General features: G+C 72.1%; 16 protein-coding genes. 4 read left to right on the top strand and 12 right to left on the bottom strand.

What is annotated here, in order from left to right; all coding sequences use genetic code 11:
• Positions 1-3: 3 nt before the first annotated feature.
• Positions 4-1629 carry a class I adenylate-forming enzyme family protein gene (locus FB382_RS17380; RefSeq protein WP_182540956.1) on the bottom strand — a complete coding sequence of 542 codons (1626 nt, stop codon included), beginning with the start codon at positions 1627-1629 and terminating at the stop codon, positions 4-6.
• A 65-nt stretch (positions 1630-1694) separates the two neighbouring features.
• Here FB382_RS17380 and FB382_RS17385 point away from each other — a divergent pair, with 65 nt between their 5' ends.
• The 3 genes from FB382_RS17385 (at position 1695) to FB382_RS17395 (ending at position 4790) form a co-directional block, all read left to right on the top strand.
• Positions 1695-2582 carry an HAD-IB family hydrolase gene (locus FB382_RS17385; protein WP_182540957.1) on the top strand — a complete coding sequence of 296 codons (888 nt, stop codon included), beginning with the start codon at positions 1695-1697 and terminating at the stop codon, positions 2580-2582.
• A gap of 182 nt (positions 2583-2764) precedes the next feature.
• Positions 2765-3505: a sigma-70 family RNA polymerase sigma factor gene (locus tag FB382_RS17390; RefSeq protein WP_246377235.1), complete on the top strand. Its 741-nt coding sequence runs from the start codon at positions 2765-2767 to the stop codon at positions 3503-3505.
• A gap of 130 nt (positions 3506-3635) precedes the next feature.
• On the top strand, positions 3636-4790 hold the full coding sequence (locus tag FB382_RS17395) for a DUF5667 domain-containing protein (protein ID WP_182540959.1): 1155 nt from the start codon (positions 3636-3638) through the stop codon (positions 4788-4790).
• A 12-nt stretch (positions 4791-4802) separates the two neighbouring features.
• On the opposite strand, the gene FB382_RS17400 is transcribed toward FB382_RS17395, so the two are convergent.
• From FB382_RS17400 to FB382_RS17420, 5 genes are all read right to left on the bottom strand, one after another.
• Positions 4803-5945, bottom strand: a complete 1143-nt coding sequence (locus FB382_RS17400; RefSeq protein WP_182540960.1) for a lysophospholipid acyltransferase family protein — start codon at positions 5943-5945, stop codon at positions 4803-4805.
• Positions 5938-7011 carry an NAD-dependent epimerase/dehydratase family protein gene (locus tag FB382_RS17405; protein WP_182540961.1) on the bottom strand — a complete coding sequence of 358 codons (1074 nt, stop codon included), beginning with the start codon at positions 7009-7011 and terminating at the stop codon, positions 5938-5940. The genes FB382_RS17400 and FB382_RS17405 overlap by 8 nt, the downstream gene beginning before the upstream one ends.
• Before the next feature lie 18 nt (positions 7012-7029).
• Positions 7030-7131, bottom strand: coding sequence for a 30S ribosomal protein bS22 (locus FB382_RS17410; RefSeq protein WP_008356322.1), 102 nt, complete (start codon positions 7129-7131; stop codon positions 7030-7032).
• Positions 7132-7269: 138 nt separating this feature from the next.
• A complete protein-coding gene (locus tag FB382_RS17415) occupies positions 7270-7476 on the bottom strand; it encodes a helix-turn-helix domain-containing protein (protein WP_125036630.1) in 207 nt (68 codons plus the stop codon).
• Positions 7477-7761: 285 nt separating this feature from the next.
• Positions 7762-8949 carry an acetoin utilization protein AcuC gene (locus FB382_RS17420; RefSeq protein WP_182540962.1) on the bottom strand — a complete coding sequence of 396 codons (1188 nt, stop codon included), beginning with the start codon at positions 8947-8949 and terminating at the stop codon, positions 7762-7764.
• A gap of 180 nt (positions 8950-9129) precedes the next feature.
• Between FB382_RS17420 and trpS the strand changes: the two genes are divergently transcribed.
• Entirely contained in the window at positions 9130-10083 is a 954-nt protein-coding gene (gene trpS / locus FB382_RS17425) for a tryptophan--tRNA ligase (RefSeq protein ID WP_182540963.1), read from the top strand.
• A 4-nt stretch (positions 10084-10087) separates the two neighbouring features.
• On the opposite strand, the gene FB382_RS17430 is transcribed toward trpS, so the two are convergent.
• From FB382_RS17430 to FB382_RS17455, 6 genes are all read right to left on the bottom strand, one after another.
• Positions 10088-10834, bottom strand: a complete 747-nt coding sequence (locus FB382_RS17430; RefSeq protein WP_182540964.1) for an alpha/beta fold hydrolase — start codon at positions 10832-10834, stop codon at positions 10088-10090.
• 50 nt (positions 10835-10884) lie between these two features.
• On the bottom strand, positions 10885-11691 hold the full coding sequence (gene proC / locus FB382_RS17435) for a pyrroline-5-carboxylate reductase (RefSeq protein WP_182540965.1): 807 nt from the start codon (positions 11689-11691) through the stop codon (positions 10885-10887).
• 19 nt (positions 11692-11710) lie between these two features.
• Positions 11711-12646, bottom strand: coding sequence for a proline dehydrogenase family protein (locus tag FB382_RS17440; protein ID WP_220481406.1), 936 nt, complete (start codon positions 12644-12646; stop codon positions 11711-11713).
• Between the two features lie 62 nt (positions 12647-12708).
• Positions 12709-13446 carry an ABC transporter permease gene (locus FB382_RS17445; RefSeq protein WP_182540966.1) on the bottom strand — a complete coding sequence of 246 codons (738 nt, stop codon included), beginning with the start codon at positions 13444-13446 and terminating at the stop codon, positions 12709-12711.
• Positions 13443-14156: an ABC transporter ATP-binding protein gene (locus FB382_RS17450; protein WP_182540967.1), complete on the bottom strand. Its 714-nt coding sequence runs from the start codon at positions 14154-14156 to the stop codon at positions 13443-13445. Before FB382_RS17450 ends, FB382_RS17445 begins: the two co-directional genes overlap by 4 nt.
• A 56-nt stretch (positions 14157-14212) precedes the next feature.
• Positions 14213-15016 carry a sugar phosphate isomerase/epimerase family protein gene (locus FB382_RS17455; protein ID WP_125036637.1) on the bottom strand — a complete coding sequence of 268 codons (804 nt, stop codon included), beginning with the start codon at positions 15014-15016 and terminating at the stop codon, positions 14213-14215.
• Position 15017 lies beyond the last annotated feature (1 nt).

The raw sequence follows: 15017 nt of genomic DNA on the forward strand, positions 1-15017 counted from the left end.
CAGTCAGCCCTCGAGCAGCCCGAGGGCGCGGCGGCGCTCCATGGTCCGCAGCCGGCCCTTCTGGACCTTGCCGGTCACCGTGAGGGGCAGCTGGTCGACGACCTCGATCCGGCTGGGCTGCTTGAAGCGGGCCAGCCGCTCCTCGCAGTGGGCCCGCACCGCGGCCTCGACCGTCGCCGGGTCGCCGTCGGCGGAGCGCACGTAGGCGATCACGGCCTCGCCGGTGACGGGGTCGTCGACGCCGATCACGGCCGCCTCGGTCACGCCCTCGACCTCGCGGATGACCTCCTCGACCTCGACCGGGTAGACGTTGAAGCCCGAGACGATGACGAGCTCCTTGAGCCGGTCGACCAGGAAGAGGTCGCCGGTGGCGTCGAGGAATCCCACGTCGCCGGTCGACCACCAGCCGTCGGCGTCGGGGCCGCCGGCACCGTCGGGCCAGTAGCCGCTGAAGAGGTTGGTGCCGCGGATCTGGATCTCGCCCGGGTCCTCCCCCTCGGGCGTGCGTCCGGAGTCGTCGACGAGGCGGATGTCGATGCCGGGCAGGGCGGCGCCGACCGACCCGGCCTGGAGCTCCCGGCTGCACAGCGTGCTGGTCACGACCGGCGAGGCCTCGGTCAGCCCGTAGCCCTGGTGGACCGGGATGCCGGTGCGCGCGGTGAACGCCGTGACCAGCTCGGGCGACAGCGGCGCCGAGCCGGACAGCATCAGCCGGACCGGGCCGAGCCGCTCCTCGAGGCCGTCGACCGGCTGCCAGTAGGCGAAGACGGGCGGCGCGACCGGGACGACGCTGCAGGCCTCGTCCTCGATGAGGTCGAGGGTCCCCTGCGGGTCGAAGCGGTCGACCAGCACGAGCTTGGCCCGGTGCCGGAGCACCCCGCCGAGCACGGCGTTGAGGCCGTAGACGTGGAAGAGCGGCAGCACGCCCAGCACCACGTCGTCTCCGTGGATCATCTTGGGCTCGACCTGGGCGACCTGCTCGATGTTGGCCAGCAGGGCACGGTGGGTCAGCATCGCGGCGCGCGGCCGGCCGGACGTGCCGGAGGTGTAGAGGAGCGCGGCCAGCTTCTCGGGGTCCTGCAGCGGCGGCACCGGCCGCGCACTGTCGGCCCGCAAGTGGTCGTAGGAACGCTCCCCCGGCAGCAGGGTGCCCCCGACCACGACGATCCGCGGCTTCACCGCGCGCGACAGCAGGTCCTGGTCGAAGTCACCGAGCCCGGCGGTGTCCCCGTCCAGGGCCGCGACGACATGGCCGACGGCCTCGCGCACCGTCGGGACCGTGTCGGTGTCCGTCACGACCATTCGGGACCCCGAGTCGGCGATCATCCGGGCGATCTCGCCCGCGGTGGCCCGGGGGTTGACCGGGACGGCGACGACCTGGGCGCGCAGCACCCCGAGGTACGACGTCACGAACTCGATGCGGTTGCCGACGGCGATCAGCACCCGGTGCCCGGCGACGACGCCCGCAGCACCGAGGCCGGTGGCGATCCGCCCGACCTCGTCGTCGAGCTCGCCCCAGGTGAGGCTGCGGCCCCCTGCCTCGACGAGCGCCAGCCGGTCGGGGCTCTCGGCGGCGGCGTCCGCGACGAGGTCGGCCAGGTCCGTGTGCCCGGAGGGCTTGTCAGGCATGGGGGGATGATTCCACACGCGGGCAGGGCCCGCGGAGCCGTCCGGATGGGGTCTACGCTGCGCGTGTGACCCCGCCGCCCGAGAAGAGCCGCCGGCCGCTGAACCTCAAGCAGCGCTCGACCCTGGCCGGCGAGGCAGCCGCTGCCGCCGCCGAGGTCGAGACCGCGCTGGACACCCCGGCGGACCCGACGTCGGCCGCGTTCTTCGACGTCGACAACACCGTCATGCAGGGCGCCAGCATCTTCCACCTGGCGCGCGGGCTGCACCGGCGCAAGTTCTTCACCACCCGCGAGATCGCCGGGGCCGCCTGGAAGCAGGCCTACTTCCGGATCGTGGGCGTCGAGGACCCCGCCCACGTCGCCGACGCCCGCAACTCCGCGCTCAGCTTCATCGCCGGCCACACCGTGCAGGAGCTGGAGGAGCTCGGCGAGGAGATCTTCGACGAGGCCATGGCCCACCGCATCTGGCCCGGCACCCGTGCGCTGGCCCAGCTCCACCTCGACCAGGGCCAGCGGGTCTGGCTGGTCACCGCCGCCCCCATCGAGATCGCCTCGATCATCGCCCGGCGCCTCGGGCTGACCGGTGCGATGGGCACCGTCGCGGAGCACGTGGACGGGGTCTACACCGGCCGCCTGGTCGGCGACCTCCTGCACGGGCCCGCCAAGGGCGAGGCCGTGAAGGCGCTCGCCGCGCGGGAGAACCTCGACCTCTCGGCCTGCTCGGCCTACTCCGACAGCTACAACGACCTGCCGATGCTGGCCATGGTCGGCGACCCCTGCGCCATCAACCCGGACGCGCGCCTGCGCGCCCACGCGCGTCACGAGGGGTGGCGGATCCGCGACTACCGGACGGGGCGCAAGGCGGCCCGGGCCGGACTGCTGGTGGGGGCCCTCGCCGGCGCCACCAGCGGCGCCGTCGCGGCCGGGGTGGCCCTGCGCGGACGTCGTCGCTGACCCGGCTTCTTTACCAACGTGGCATGGCCCACGTTTTGTTACCGAAGGGTTCACATGCCTCGGTGCACAGCCGTACCATGACGAAGGCTTCGGGGGAAGCTATCGGGAGGGCATTCACCATGTCGTGGGGCGGCCATGATTTCGAGCGCGGGTTGGACGCGCTCCGTGCTGCCGTTGCCCAGATGCTCCTCGGCCCCGGCCCGGCCCTCGCCGGCGGTGCCGCAGCCGCACCCGGCGACGCACGCTTCCTCCTCATGTCCGCGGTCGCCGACGACGAGGTCAACACCTCGCTCGGCGACCCGGGCGCCCCGTCGGGTCCCGACGGCTTCGGCGACGCAGACCTGGCGACGTCCTCGGAGGAGTCCGAGGCCGACCGCACCCGCCTGATCGCCCTCGTCGAGCTGGCCCGCACAGGCGACTCCGAGGCGTTCGGCCTGCTCTACGACCACTACCAGACGTCGGTCTACCGCTTCCTCTTCTACCGCACCCGCTCCACGACGCTGGCCGAGGACCTCACCTCGGAGACGTTCTTCCGGGCGCTGCGGAGCATGACCAACTTCCGCTGGCAGGGCAAGGACTTCGGCGCCTGGCTGATGACCATCGCCCGCAACCTCGCCACCGACCACTTCAAGGCCGGCCGCACCCGCCTCGAGCTGACCACCGAGGACATGGGCCTGCACGACGACGCCACCGAGGGCCCGGAGTCCTCGGTGCTGGCCGGGCTCACCAACGAGGTCCTGCTCAAGGCCCTCAAGGAGCTCCCGCACGAGCAGCGCGACTGCCTGATCATGCGCTTCCTGCAGGGCATGTCGATCGCCGAGACCGCCGCGGTCCTGGGCCGCAGCGACGGCGCCGTGAAGCAGCTCCAGCTTCGCGGGGTCCGCAACCTCGCCAAGCTGATGCCCGAGGGGATCCGGGACTGATGAACACCCTCGTTGAAATCCCCACTACCGATGTGATCTGCGCCGTAACCTCGCCAGCCCACACGTCGTTGATGTCCACGTCGGGGCCCCTCCACCGGGACCTCGCCGATGACGTGACAGGACGGACGAGATGACACCCGTGTTCGCGGCGCGACGGCGCGCCGAGGAGTTCGCAGCCCAGGTCGAGGCTCCCTCGACCTCCGGGTCCGACGCGCGGTACGCCGACCTCCTCGAGCTCGTCGGCGCCCTCCGTGACACGCCCCCGGTGTCCGCCCGTCCCGCCTTCGTCGCCTCGCTGCGCGAGCAGCTCCTGGCCGAGGCCGTCACCGCCCTCGTCCCCGCCGAGATCGACGAACAGGCCGCCCGCCTCACGCTCCCCGCCCGCAAGACCGCCCGCGACCGCCGCATCGCCGCCGCCGTCGGTGGTCTCGCGCTGGTCGGTGCCACGACCTCGATGGCGATGGCCGCACAGAGCGCGCTGCCCGGCGACGTGCTCTACCCGATCAAGCGGGCCATCGAGAACGCCGAGACGGGCGTGGCGATGGGCCAGGGCGAGAAGGGCGCCACCCTCCTGGCCAACGCCTCGGGCCGCCTCGACGAGGTCACCCAGCTCAGCCGGGGCGGCGACCTCCAGGACAACCTGGCCATCGCCGACACCCTCAACACCTTCACCGACCAGGCCGCGGAGGCCTCCGACCTGCTGCTGTCCGACTACGCCGACAGCGGCGACCAGGCCTCGATCACCGAGCTGCGCGACTTCGCCGCATCCAGCCTCGACGAGCTGGTCGCCCTCGAGCCGGTCGTGCCGGCCGAGGCCCGCGACGAGCTCATGCACGCCGCCCAGGTCCTGATCACCATCGACGCGGCGGCCCACCAGGCCTGCCCCACGTGCGCGGGCGGCATCACCCAGATCCCGGCGATCCTCGCCCCCGTCGCCTCCGGCACCGACGCCGCCGGGGCCGTGCACACCGCCGGCTCGCCGATCCGTCCGGGCAGCAACCCCGGCGGCAAGAAGAACCACCCGCAGGTCCCGGGCGTCGACGCCAGCCTGCCCCCCGGCAGCGTCCTCACGCCTCCCGACGAGACCACCGAGGCCGGCGGCACCACCACCCAGCAGGGCACCGGCGCCAACGCCAACGACCCCATCGGGACGCTGACGCAGGGCCTCACCGGCGGCGGCACGACCTCGCCGACCTCCAGCCCGTCGCTGCCCGACGTCGGTCAGATCCTGCAGGACGCGGGCGACTCCGTCGGCGACGTCACCGGCGGCCTGACCACTCCCTGACCGGCTGCCGCCTCAGCGGAAGACGGACTGCCGCTTCATCAGCAGCGAGTAGAGCGTCTGCTGGATGGTCTCGCGCACCTGGTCGGTGACGTTGAAGACGAGCATCGGGTCGTCGGCGGCGCCGGGTTCGTACTCGTCGGTGCGGATCGGCTCGCCGAACTCCAGCAGCCACTTGGACGGCAGCGGCACCAGGCCGAGCGGGCCGAGCAGCGGGAAGAACGGCGTGATCGGGATGTAGGGCAGCCCCAGGAGCCGCGCCAGGGACGGCACGTTGCCGACCAGGGGGTAGATCTCCTCGGCACCCACGACCGAGAGCGGCACGATCGGCACGCCGGTGCGGATCGCCGCCGCGACGAAGCCGCCGCGACCGAAGCGCTGGAGCTTGTAGCGGTCGGAGTAGGGCTTGCCGATGCCCTTGAAGCCCTCGGGCCACACGCCGACCAGCTCGCCCCCGCTGAGCATGCGCTCGGCGTCCTCGGTGCAGGCCAGGGTCGCGCCGCCCTTGCGGGCCAGGGTGCTCACGACCGGCAGCTTGAAGACCAGGTCGGCCCCGAGCGGGCGGAGGTAGCGCCCGGTCGTGTCGTGGATGGAGACCATCGTCATCAGGCCGTCGACCGGGATGGTGCCCGAGTGGTTGGAGACCACCAGGGCGCCGCCGTCGGTGGGGATGTTCTCGGCACCGCGGACCTCGATGCGGAACCACTTGTCCGCGATCGGCCGCAGGGCGGCCATGAAGAAGCGCTGGGTGATCTCGGCGTCGAAACCGTACTCGTCGACGACGTAGTCGCCGGTGACCCGGCGGCGCAGGAAGGCCAGGAAGCGCGCGAGCTGCGGCTCCCACTGGTCGCCGAACACCTCGCGCGCGGCGTGCTGGAACGCACCCAGCCAGTCGCCGGCGGGAATGCCTCCCAGGGGCGACCGCTCGGCGGTCGTGACCGGCACCCGCGCCTCGTCGGCCACGGGGACCTCGATCACCTGCTCGTCGTCGTGCTCGAGCACCGGGTCGGCGGGGGCCTTGGGCGCTGCCTTGCGCTGGGCGGCGGCGGCCGGACGCGCCGCGGGAGCGAGACTCCGGGCGGCGGTGCTCGGCGCCTTGCCGGTGCCGCGACCGGGTCGGCCGCGCGTGCCGATCGGGATGATCTCGGCGTCACCCATGGTCGGCTCCTACGGGCTCGGGGGGCGGCGGGAGGGTCGGGCCGGGCGGCGGCAGCTGGCGGGCCAGGCCGGCGAGCACCCGCTCGGAGCGGCCGCCGGTCGGCGGGAGCAGCGAGACGAAGTCGGCGAACGCCTCGGCGGTGGAGTACTTGGGGTCGAAGCCGAGCACCCGGCGCATCCGGGTGGTGTCGACCCCGCGTCCGTAGGTGAGGAAGCTGAGCTGCTCGGGAGAGAACTCCGCGACGCGTGCCTGGCGCAGGGTGGACCCGACCTTGCCCACGGCGAAGGCCGGCATCGGCACGGAGGGCCGCTGCATCCGGCGTACGGCCTGGGAGAGCATCAGCACGCCGTCGCCGGCGACGTTGAAGGTGCCGGGGACGTCGTTGCGCACGGCGTGGGCGAGCACATCCATGAGGTCCTGCTCGTGCAGGAACTGCATCCGGGCGTCGTGCCCCAGGACCGTGGGGATGACGGGCAGCCGGAAGTAGGAGGTGATCGGGCTGGTGACGTTGGGGCCGATCACGTTGGCCGCGCGGAGCATCGTCACGCGCACGTCGGGCCGGCGTCGGGCGAACCCGCGCACGTAGCCCTCGATCTCCGCGACGTCCTTGGCGTAGCCCGCCCGGGGTGCGCGCCGCGGCTCCATGTCCTCGGTGAACATCGCCGGGTCGCGGCTGCTGGCGCCGTAGACCGTGGTCGTCGACTTCACGACCAGGTGCTGGAGGCTGGGTGCCTTCTGGCAGGCCGCGAGGAGCTGCATCGTCCCGATGACGTTGAGCTCCTTCATCGTGTTGCGCCCCCCGGCAGATCCGGGGGTCGCGATCACGCTCATGTGGACGACGGTGTCGACGTCCTCCTTGGCGATGATCTTCGCGATGACGGGGTTGCGGATGTCGGCCCGCACGAACGAGACGTCTCCGACGTCCCCGCGAGGGGGGACGACATCGACGCCGATGACCCGGGAGACCGCCGGGTCGGAGGCCACGGCACGCGCGAACCGCCGACCGAGGTCACGTGAGACCCCGGTGACGAGAACGACCTTGCCGACCCTGCCTACCGAGCCCATGACGGTCCGATGGGGTGGCTACTTGCCGAGCTTGCGACGCTGGACGCGCGTCTTCTTCAGCAGCTTGCGGTGCTTCTTCTTGGCCATGCGCTTGCGCCGCTTCTTGATGACAGAACCCACGGGAAACCTCTCACATGCTGATGAGTCACGCCGGGAGTCGCCCGGCAGACCCGGACAGCCTATCCGTCGTTGTGCGGCCCGCAGAATCCGAGTCTCCGAAGTGGACCACGTGGGTGCTGTTTCAGGGAGCGGCCGGGATCAGCCGGCGTTGTAGAAGCTCTTCCGGATGTAGTCGTTGGCGTCCTCCTCGCGGACGCGGAAGGAACGCCCGACCCGCACCGCGGCGAGGTCGCCGTTGTGGACCAGGCGGTAGACGGTCATCTTGGAGACGCGCATCATCGCGGCCACCTCGGCAACGGTCAGGAACTTCGCTTCGGAGATGTCCCCGGACGAGTTGGTAGCCATCGTGCACCGACTTTCTTTGCGAGGCGCCACTGGCTTCCCCACCAGTGCATGCACGCATCGCGCAGGGTGAGAATAGAGCCTGATGTGACTCGTGGGGAAGGGGTTGACGCAAGAGACACCGTTCGGCGCGGCGTGTCGGGTTGCATTTCACCCCCCACCTTTACTTTGGTTGCCGTCGGAGTCGTCTCACTCTCGGTGGCGCAGCGGCCAGCACGACTCGTCCGGAGCCCCTCGGCGGCCCGGCTCGACCCCTCCCCCGCAGCCCACGGACCGCCCCGCACCCGGTCAGTACGGCAGGGGGTCGAGGCCGTGCAGCGGGAACACCTCGGTGCGGGTCGCGTGGATGGCGCGGTCCAGCCAGGTGTCGGGGTCGTAGCCCTCGGCCCAGTCGCGGTAGGCCGGCACCCGGCCGTCGGTGAGCCGGAACGGCGCCTGCCGCCCCAGCGCGGTGCGGACGTGCTCGCGCCAGCCCGGCGGGGTCTCGGTCGCCGGGTCGAGCGGGTGGCCGGCGACGATGGCCAGCAGGTGGGTCCAGGCGCGCGGGACCACCTCGACCAGCGCGTAGCCACCGCCACCCAGGACCACCCAGCGGCCGTTGCTGACCTCGTGGGCCAGGTCGTGCAGGGCGAGGTACGTCGCGCGCTGGCCGTCGACGGTCAGCATCAGGTGGGCCAGCGGGTCCTCGATGTGGGAGTCGCAGCCGTGCTGGGTCACCAGCACCTCCGGCTTGAACTCGCGCAGCAGGGGCGGCACGACGGCGTGGAAGGCGCGCAGCCAGCCGCCGTCGCCGGTGCCGGGCGGGAGCGCGACGTTCACCGCGCTCCCCGGGGCGTCGGGGCCGCCGGAGTCGTTGGGGAAGCCCGTGCCGGGGAAGAGCATCTGGCCGGTCTCGTGCAGGCTGATCGTCAGCACGCGCGGGTCGTTCCAGAAGATCTTCTCCACCCCGTCGCCGTGGTGGACGTCGACGTCGACGTAGGCCACCCGCTCGGCGCCCTGGTCGAGGAGCGACTGGATCCCGACCGCGATGTCGTTGTAGATGCAGAAGCCGGCCGCCCGGTCGCGCATCGCGTGGTGCAGGCCGCCGGTGATGTTGGCGGAGTGCAGGCTCTCGCCGGACCAGACCTGCCGGAACGCCTCGACGCTGGCGCCGACCACGTGGGCCGCGGCCCGGTGCATGCCCTCGAAGACCGGGTTGTCGTCGCTGCCGAGGCCGCGCTCCTCGTCGTACGCTCCCGGGACGGTGCCGCAGCGCGTGACCGCCTCGATCAGCCCGCGGTCGTGGACCGTGGCGATCAGGTCGTCGTCGGCCATGGGCGCCGGCACCACGGTCAGGCCGCTGTCGAGGACGCCGAGCTCCTCGGCGAGCCGCATCGTCAGGTCGACCCGGATCGGGCTCATCGGGTGGGAGGCGCCGAAGTTGTACTCCGTCAGCGACGGGTCGAAGACGACCGAGGCGGGTCCGGAGCAGTCCATGAGCCGGACGCTACCCCGTCGATCGCCCTATGATCGTCGTGTGCTGACGAACCGCTCCACCCAGTGGTGGCCCGCCTGACGGCGGACCACGACCTGAAGCACGCACTTCACCCGGCCGCCCATGGGCGGCCGTTCGTCATTTCCGGGCGTCCCGTGGGCTCTTCACACCAGGAGACACCCATGACCCGCACCCTTTCCCTGATCACTCCCTCCGGTCGACTGACCCTCGGCAACCTGCTCGGCGCCCTGCGCCCGATGGCGGCCCGGCAGGAGGACGCCTTCTACGGACTGTCCGACCTGCACGCGATGACGACGGCCCACGATCCGGCACTGCTGCGCGACCGCACCTCCGAGATGGCCACCCTGCTCCTGGCGGTGGGGTTGGACCGGGCCACGCTGTTCCGGCAGAGCCGCGTGCGCACGCACGCGCAGCTGGCCTACCTGCTCGAGTGCACCGCCCACACCGGTGAGCTCAACCGGATGATCCAGTTCAAGGAGAAGGGGCGGGGCGTGGCGTCGACGCGAGTTTCGCTCTACACCTATCCGGTGCTGATGGCCGCCGACATCCTGCTCTACCGGCCGAGCGTCGTGCCGGTCGGCGACGACCAGCGCCAGCACGTCGAGCTGACCCGGGACCTGGCGATCCGGTTCAACGCGGCGTACGGCGAGGTGTTCACGGTGCCGTCCATCGCCACCCCCGCGGCCGGCGCGCGGGTGATGGACCTGGCAGACCCGACCCGCAAGATGAGCAAGTCGGCGGACGCGGCGGGGTCGATCTTCCTGCTCGACTCCCCCGACGTCGTACGCCGCAAGGTCGCGCGCGCGGTCACCGACTCCGAGACGGGGCCGGCGGCGGTGCGTGCCGACCGGGCCGCGAAGCCGGGGGTGACCAACCTGCTCGACATCCTCGGGGCGTGCGGCGGAGAGGCGGAGGGCATCACGACCTACGGCGCGCTGAAGAAGGCGGTCACCGACGCGGTCGTGGCCGAGCTCGAGCCGATCCGGAAGCGCTACGACGACCTCGCGGCCGACCCGGCGCACGTGACGGACGTCTTCGCGGCCGGCGCGGCACGGTGCCGCGAGGTGACCGCGCCGGTGCTCGCCGCGGCCGAGGCCGCGATCGGTCTCGCGTGAGCCGTCAGCCGACGCCGATCCGGACCAGGTGCGCGGTCTCGAGCGGGCGCTCGAGCGAGGGGAGGTGGCCCGCCCACGGGAGCTCGACGAGCTCGGCGTCCGGCAGTGCCCGCACCAGCTCGTGTGCGGTCTGCACGAAGAACGGCAGGTCGTGCCCGCCGACGACGACGGTCGTGTGCATGGTCAGGCGCGCCAGATCGACCGGCAGCTCGCCACCCTCGGCGTGGTCGGTCGTGACCTGGTGCTCGAAGATGCCGCGCTGCATCTTCCAGACGAGCTCGCGGGCGTCCTCGGCCGCGTCGGGCCCGACGAAGGTCGCGACGTTGAGGTCGGTGGCGGTGTCGAGGTCGCCGGCCTCCACCAGCTCGCCCTCGCGCCGCCAGAAGTCGCGCAGCCGGTCGTCGGGCTCAGCGACCTCGGCCAGCGGCGCGAGCAGCACGAGGCGCTCGACCCGCTCGGGGACGGCGGTCGCGAGCTGGAGGGCGACGTACGCGCCGTAGGACGCCCCGACCAGCGCGAACTCCTCGGCGCCGAGGTGGTCGAGCAGGGCGAGGACGTCCTCGGCGTCGGTGTAGGGGTCGCCGGGCTCCAGCGGGGTGTGGCCGTAGCCGCGGAGGTCGGGGCGGACGACGCGGTGGCCCGGGACGAGCTCCTCGACCTGGGTCTGCCACATCCGCAGGTCGGCGACTCCGGCGTGGATCAGGACGACGACGGGGCCGGAGCCCTCGTCACGGTGGTGGAGGATCGACATCGCCCGATCGTGTCAGGCGGCGCGGTCCGGGCGCATCCTCTTTGCGGGGGTCAGCTGCCCTCGGCGAGCGCCCGGGAGCGGTCGCGGGCGGCCTCCATGGCGGCCAGGAACGCCGCGCGCACCCGGTGGATCTCCAGCTCGCGGAGCGCGGCCGCGGTGGTGCCGGCCGGCGAGGTGACCTGCTCGCGCAGGACGGTCGGGTGCGTGCCGGTCTCGCGCAGCATCTTGGCCGAGCCGACGAGGGTCTGGACGACGAGGTCGGTGGCCGTGGCCCGGGGCAGGCCGAGGTGGACGCCCGCCTCGATCATCGACTCGACGACGAAGAAGATGTAGGCCGGACCGGAGCCGGAGATGGCAGTGACGGCGTCCTGCTGGCGCTCGGGGATGCGCAGCACCTTGCCGACCGAGGCCATCAGCGCCTCGGCCTCGGCGAGGTGGTGCTCGTCGCAGTGGGAGCCCGGCGAGATCGCGGCCATGCCCTCGTCGACGAGCGCCGGGGTGTTGGGCATGACCCGGACGACCGCGACGCCGTCGGGGACGTGCGACTCGATGAACGCCGTGGTGATGCCGGCCGCGAGCGACACCACGAGCTGGCCGGGCCGGAGGGCAGGCGCGATCTCCCGCAGGAGGTCGGCCATGTCCTGGGGCTTGACGACGAGCGCGAGCGTGTCGGCCTTCGTGGCCGCCTCGAGGTTGGAGACGACGGCGACGCCGTAGCGGTCCTCGAGCTCCTTGGCGCGCTCGGCGCGCTTCTCGCCGACGAGCAGGTTGTCCACCCGACGGCCGGCGCGGACGAGACCGGACAGGAGGGTCTCGCCCATCACGCCCGCCCCGAGGATCGCGGTCTGCTGCGCCATGGGTCTGCCTCCCGTGCTGCTACTTCTTCGAGATCAGGGACTTCGCGAAGAATGACAGGTTCTGCGGACGCTCAGCGAGCCTTCTCATCAGGTAGCCGTACCACTCCTGGCCGTAGGGGATGTAGACGCGCATGGTCTCGCCACTGGAGGCGAGGCGCTTCTGCTCCTCGGGCCGGATGCCGTAGAGCATCTGGAACTCGTAGGACCCCTGCGCGCGGCCGTAACGGCTCGCCAGCGAGCTGGCGATCTCGACCATCCGCGGGTCGTGGGTGGCGATCATCGGGTAGCCCTGGCCGGCGAGCAGCACCTTGAGGCAGCGCACGTAGGACCGGTCGACGTCGAGGCGGTCCTGGAACGCGACGCTCTCGGGCTCCTTGTAGGCGCCCTTGCACAGCCGGACGCGCGACCCCTCGTAGGCCAGCGCGCGGCAGTCGGCCTCGGTGCGGTGCAGGTAGGCCTGCAGCACGGCGCCGGTCTCGGGGAAGTCCTTGCGCAGCTCGCGCAGCGTGGCGAGGGTGCGGTCGGTGGTGGTGTGGTCCTCCATGTCGAGGGTCACCGTGGTGCCGGCGTTGCGGGCGGCCCGGCAGATCGTGCGGGCGTTCTCGAGGGCGATCTTGTCGCCGTTGTCCGGGATCGCCTGGCCGACGGCCGAGAGCTTGACCGACACCTCGGCGCCGCGGGTCAGCCCGTGCGCCGCGAGGGCCTGGAGGAGATCGAGGTAGGCCGCGACGGTCGCGTCGGCCTGCTCCACGTCGAGGGTGTCCTCGCCGAGGAAGTCCAGGGTCACCTTGAGACCGTCACCGACCAGGCCGGCGGTGGCATCCACCGCGGCGTCGGTGGTCTCACCGGGGACGTAGCTCGTGACGATGCCGGCCGAGACGGGCATGGTGCTGACGAGCTTCTTGATCTGCTCGCTGCGGGCGAGCAGCAGGATCGGCTGACGGAGCAGGGACATGCGGCAGAGGTTACGCCGAGAGGCCGGGCAGGTCCCAAGCGGCGGAGTCGACCGGGGGCCGGCTACGGCGTACGACGGCGCAGGGTGGCCGCCCCCAGGCACAGCATCGTGACCGCGAAACCCGCGACGACCGCGAGGTCGCGCCACACGTCGCCGGTGGCGGAGGTGCGGGTGAGGGTCTGCATCGCGTTGACGGCGTAGGACAGCGGCAACACGTCGCTCACGGCCGACAGGACGTCCGGGAGCAGGTCGCGGGGCACGAACAGCCCGCACAGCAGGATCTGCGGGATGACCAGCGCCGGCATGAACTGCACCGCCTGGAACTCGGTGCGCGCAAAGGCCGAGACGAACAGGCCCAGGGCCGTGCCGAGGACGGCGTCGGCGACCGCGACGAGGGTGAGCAGCCAGACCGGGCCCTGCACCTCGAGCCCGAGCAGCCCCACCGCGATGCTCACCGCGAGCACCGACTGGACGGCCGCGACGACCCCGAAGGCGAGGGCGTAGCCGAGCAGGAAGTCGAGCTTGCCCATCGGCATGGCCAGCAGCCGCTCGAGCGTGCCGCTGGAGCGCTCGCGGAGGGTCGTCACGCTGGTCACCAGGAACATCACGATGAACGGGAACATCGCCAGCAGGGCCGGGCCTACCCGGTCGAACAGCGTGCCCCCGGTGGCGTCGTACATCCACCAGAGCAGGGTGATCAGCAGGCAGGGCAGGACCAGCAGCATCGCCAGGGTGCGGTGGTCCCGGCGGAGCTGGGTCAGGACGCGGGCGGCCACCGCCAGGGTGATGCGCGGGGTCATGCGGCGTCCGCTTCCACGATGGCGAGGAACGCGGCCTCGATGTCGGCCGCGCCGGTCTGCTGCCGGATCTCCTGGGGGCTGCCGTCGCCGATGATCCGCCCCTCGCGCATCAGGAGCAGCCGGTCACAGCGGTCGGCCTCGTCCATGACGTGGCTGGAGACGAAGACCGCGGCCCCGTCGTCGGCGAGGCGGTGGAACAGCGCCCACAGGTCCCGGCGCAGGACCGGGTCGAGGCCGACCGTCGGCTCGTCCAGCACGAGCAGGTCGGGGGTCTTGAGCAGCGCGACGGCGAGGCTGGCGCGCGAGCGCTGGCCGCCGCTCATCTGCCCCACGACCTGGTCGCGGTGCCGGCCCAGGTCGACCTGCTCCACGGCCCGGTCGACCTCGCTCCTCCCCACGCCGAGGACGCGGGCGAAGAAGGCGAGGTTCTCGGCGACGGTGAGGTCGTCGTAGACGCTGGCGGCCTGGGTGACGTAGCCGATCCGGTCGCGCAGCGGTGGCGAGCCGGCGGGCTCGCCGAAGACGGTGACGGTGCCGCCGGCGAGGCGCTGCACCCCGACCAGGGCGCGCATGAGGGTGGACTTGCCGCAGCCGGACGGGCCGAGCAGACCGGTCACGCCGCCGCCGATCGTGAGGTCGAGGTGGCGCAGCACGTCGTGCCCGCCGCGCACGACGTCCAGGTCACGCACCTCCACCGCGTTGGTCGTCATGCGTTGCATTGTGCGCCTGCGGAGGGCTGCTGGTGGGTTGCCGCAGCCGAGTCGGGTCAGGGGGTGGGCACGGCCAGGTGCTCGCGGGCGAAGTCGAGCGACTCCCGCAGGTCGGCCTCGCGCTCCTCGCGACCGCTCGCCTTGCGGGTGTTGATCTCGAGAACGATCTCGCCGGCGAAGCCGGAGCGCGCGAGGTGCTGCACGAAGGCGGCGGCCCCCATCGACCCGCGCCCGGGCACGAGGTGCTCGTCCTTGGCCGATCCGGTGCCGTCGGTGAGGTGCACGTGCCGCAGCCGGTCGCCGAGCCGGCGCGCCATCAGGATCGGGTCGGACTGGGCGATCGCGGCGTGTGAGAGGTCGATCGTGGTGTTGGCGTAGGACTCCTCGGAGGGGTCCCAGCCGGGGAGGTACATCTCCATGCCCCGCCGCGAGGAGGCCCGCCACGGGTACATGTTCTCCACCGCGAACGCGATGCCGGTCGACGACTCGATGGCGGCGATCCCGTTGACGAAGTCCCGGGCGTACTCCTTCTGCCACCGGAAAGGCGGGTGTACGACGACCACCTCGGCGCCGACCTCGGCCGCCATCTCGGCCGATCGCTCGAGCTTGCCCCACGGCTCGGTCCCCCAGACCCGCTGGGTGAACAGCAGGCAGGGCGCGTGGATGGCGCAGATCGGGATGCCGTGGTGCTCGGAGAGCTGCTTGACCGCGGAGGTCTGCTGGGACAGGGCGTCGATGCCGACCATGACCTCGACGGCGTCGTACCCCAGCGTGGCGGCGTAGCCGAACGCGTGCGCCGACGACTCGGGGTAGACCGAGGCCGTCGAGAGGCCGATGCGGGGAGAGGTCCGGGAAGTCACG

The sequence above is a fragment of the Nocardioides ginsengisegetis genome (assembly GCF_014138045.1).
Classification (GTDB): Bacteria; Actinomycetota; Actinomycetes; order Propionibacteriales; family Nocardioidaceae; genus Nocardioides; species Nocardioides ginsengisegetis.

Bases quoted from the DNA above. Each gene is read 5' to 3' on its own strand.
- FB382_RS17380 (WP_182540956.1), bottom strand. From the start codon at position 1,629: ATGCCTGACAAGCCCTCCGGGCACACGGACCTGGCCGACCTCGTCGCG.
- FB382_RS17390 (WP_246377235.1), top strand. From the start codon at position 2,765: ATGCTCCTCGGCCCCGGCCCGGCCCTCGCCGGCGGTGCCGCAGCCGCA.
- FB382_RS17395 (WP_182540959.1), top strand. From the start codon at position 3,636: ATGACACCCGTGTTCGCGGCGCGACGGCGCGCCGAGGAGTTCGCAGCC.
- FB382_RS17400 (WP_182540960.1), bottom strand. From the start codon at position 5,945: ATGGGTGACGCCGAGATCATCCCGATCGGCACGCGCGGCCGACCCGGT.
- FB382_RS17405 (WP_182540961.1), bottom strand. From the start codon at position 7,011: ATGGGCTCGGTAGGCAGGGTCGGCAAGGTCGTTCTCGTCACCGGGGTC.
- FB382_RS17415 (WP_125036630.1), bottom strand. From the start codon at position 7,476: ATGGCTACCAACTCGTCCGGGGACATCTCCGAAGCGAAGTTCCTGACC.
- FB382_RS17420 (WP_182540962.1), bottom strand. From the start codon at position 8,949: ATGGACTGCTCCGGACCCGCCTCGGTCGTCTTCGACCCGTCGCTGACG.
- trpS (WP_182540963.1), top strand. From the start codon at position 9,130: ATGACCCGCACCCTTTCCCTGATCACTCCCTCCGGTCGACTGACCCTC.
- FB382_RS17430 (WP_182540964.1), bottom strand. From the start codon at position 10,834: ATGTCGATCCTCCACCACCGTGACGAGGGCTCCGGCCCCGTCGTCGTC.
- proC (WP_182540965.1), bottom strand. From the start codon at position 11,691: ATGGCGCAGCAGACCGCGATCCTCGGGGCGGGCGTGATGGGCGAGACC.
- FB382_RS17440 (WP_220481406.1), bottom strand. From the start codon at position 12,646: ATGTCCCTGCTCCGTCAGCCGATCCTGCTGCTCGCCCGCAGCGAGCAG.
- FB382_RS17445 (WP_182540966.1), bottom strand. From the start codon at position 13,446: ATGACCCCGCGCATCACCCTGGCGGTGGCCGCCCGCGTCCTGACCCAG.
- FB382_RS17450 (WP_182540967.1), bottom strand. From the start codon at position 14,156: ATGACGACCAACGCGGTGGAGGTGCGTGACCTGGACGTCGTGCGCGGC.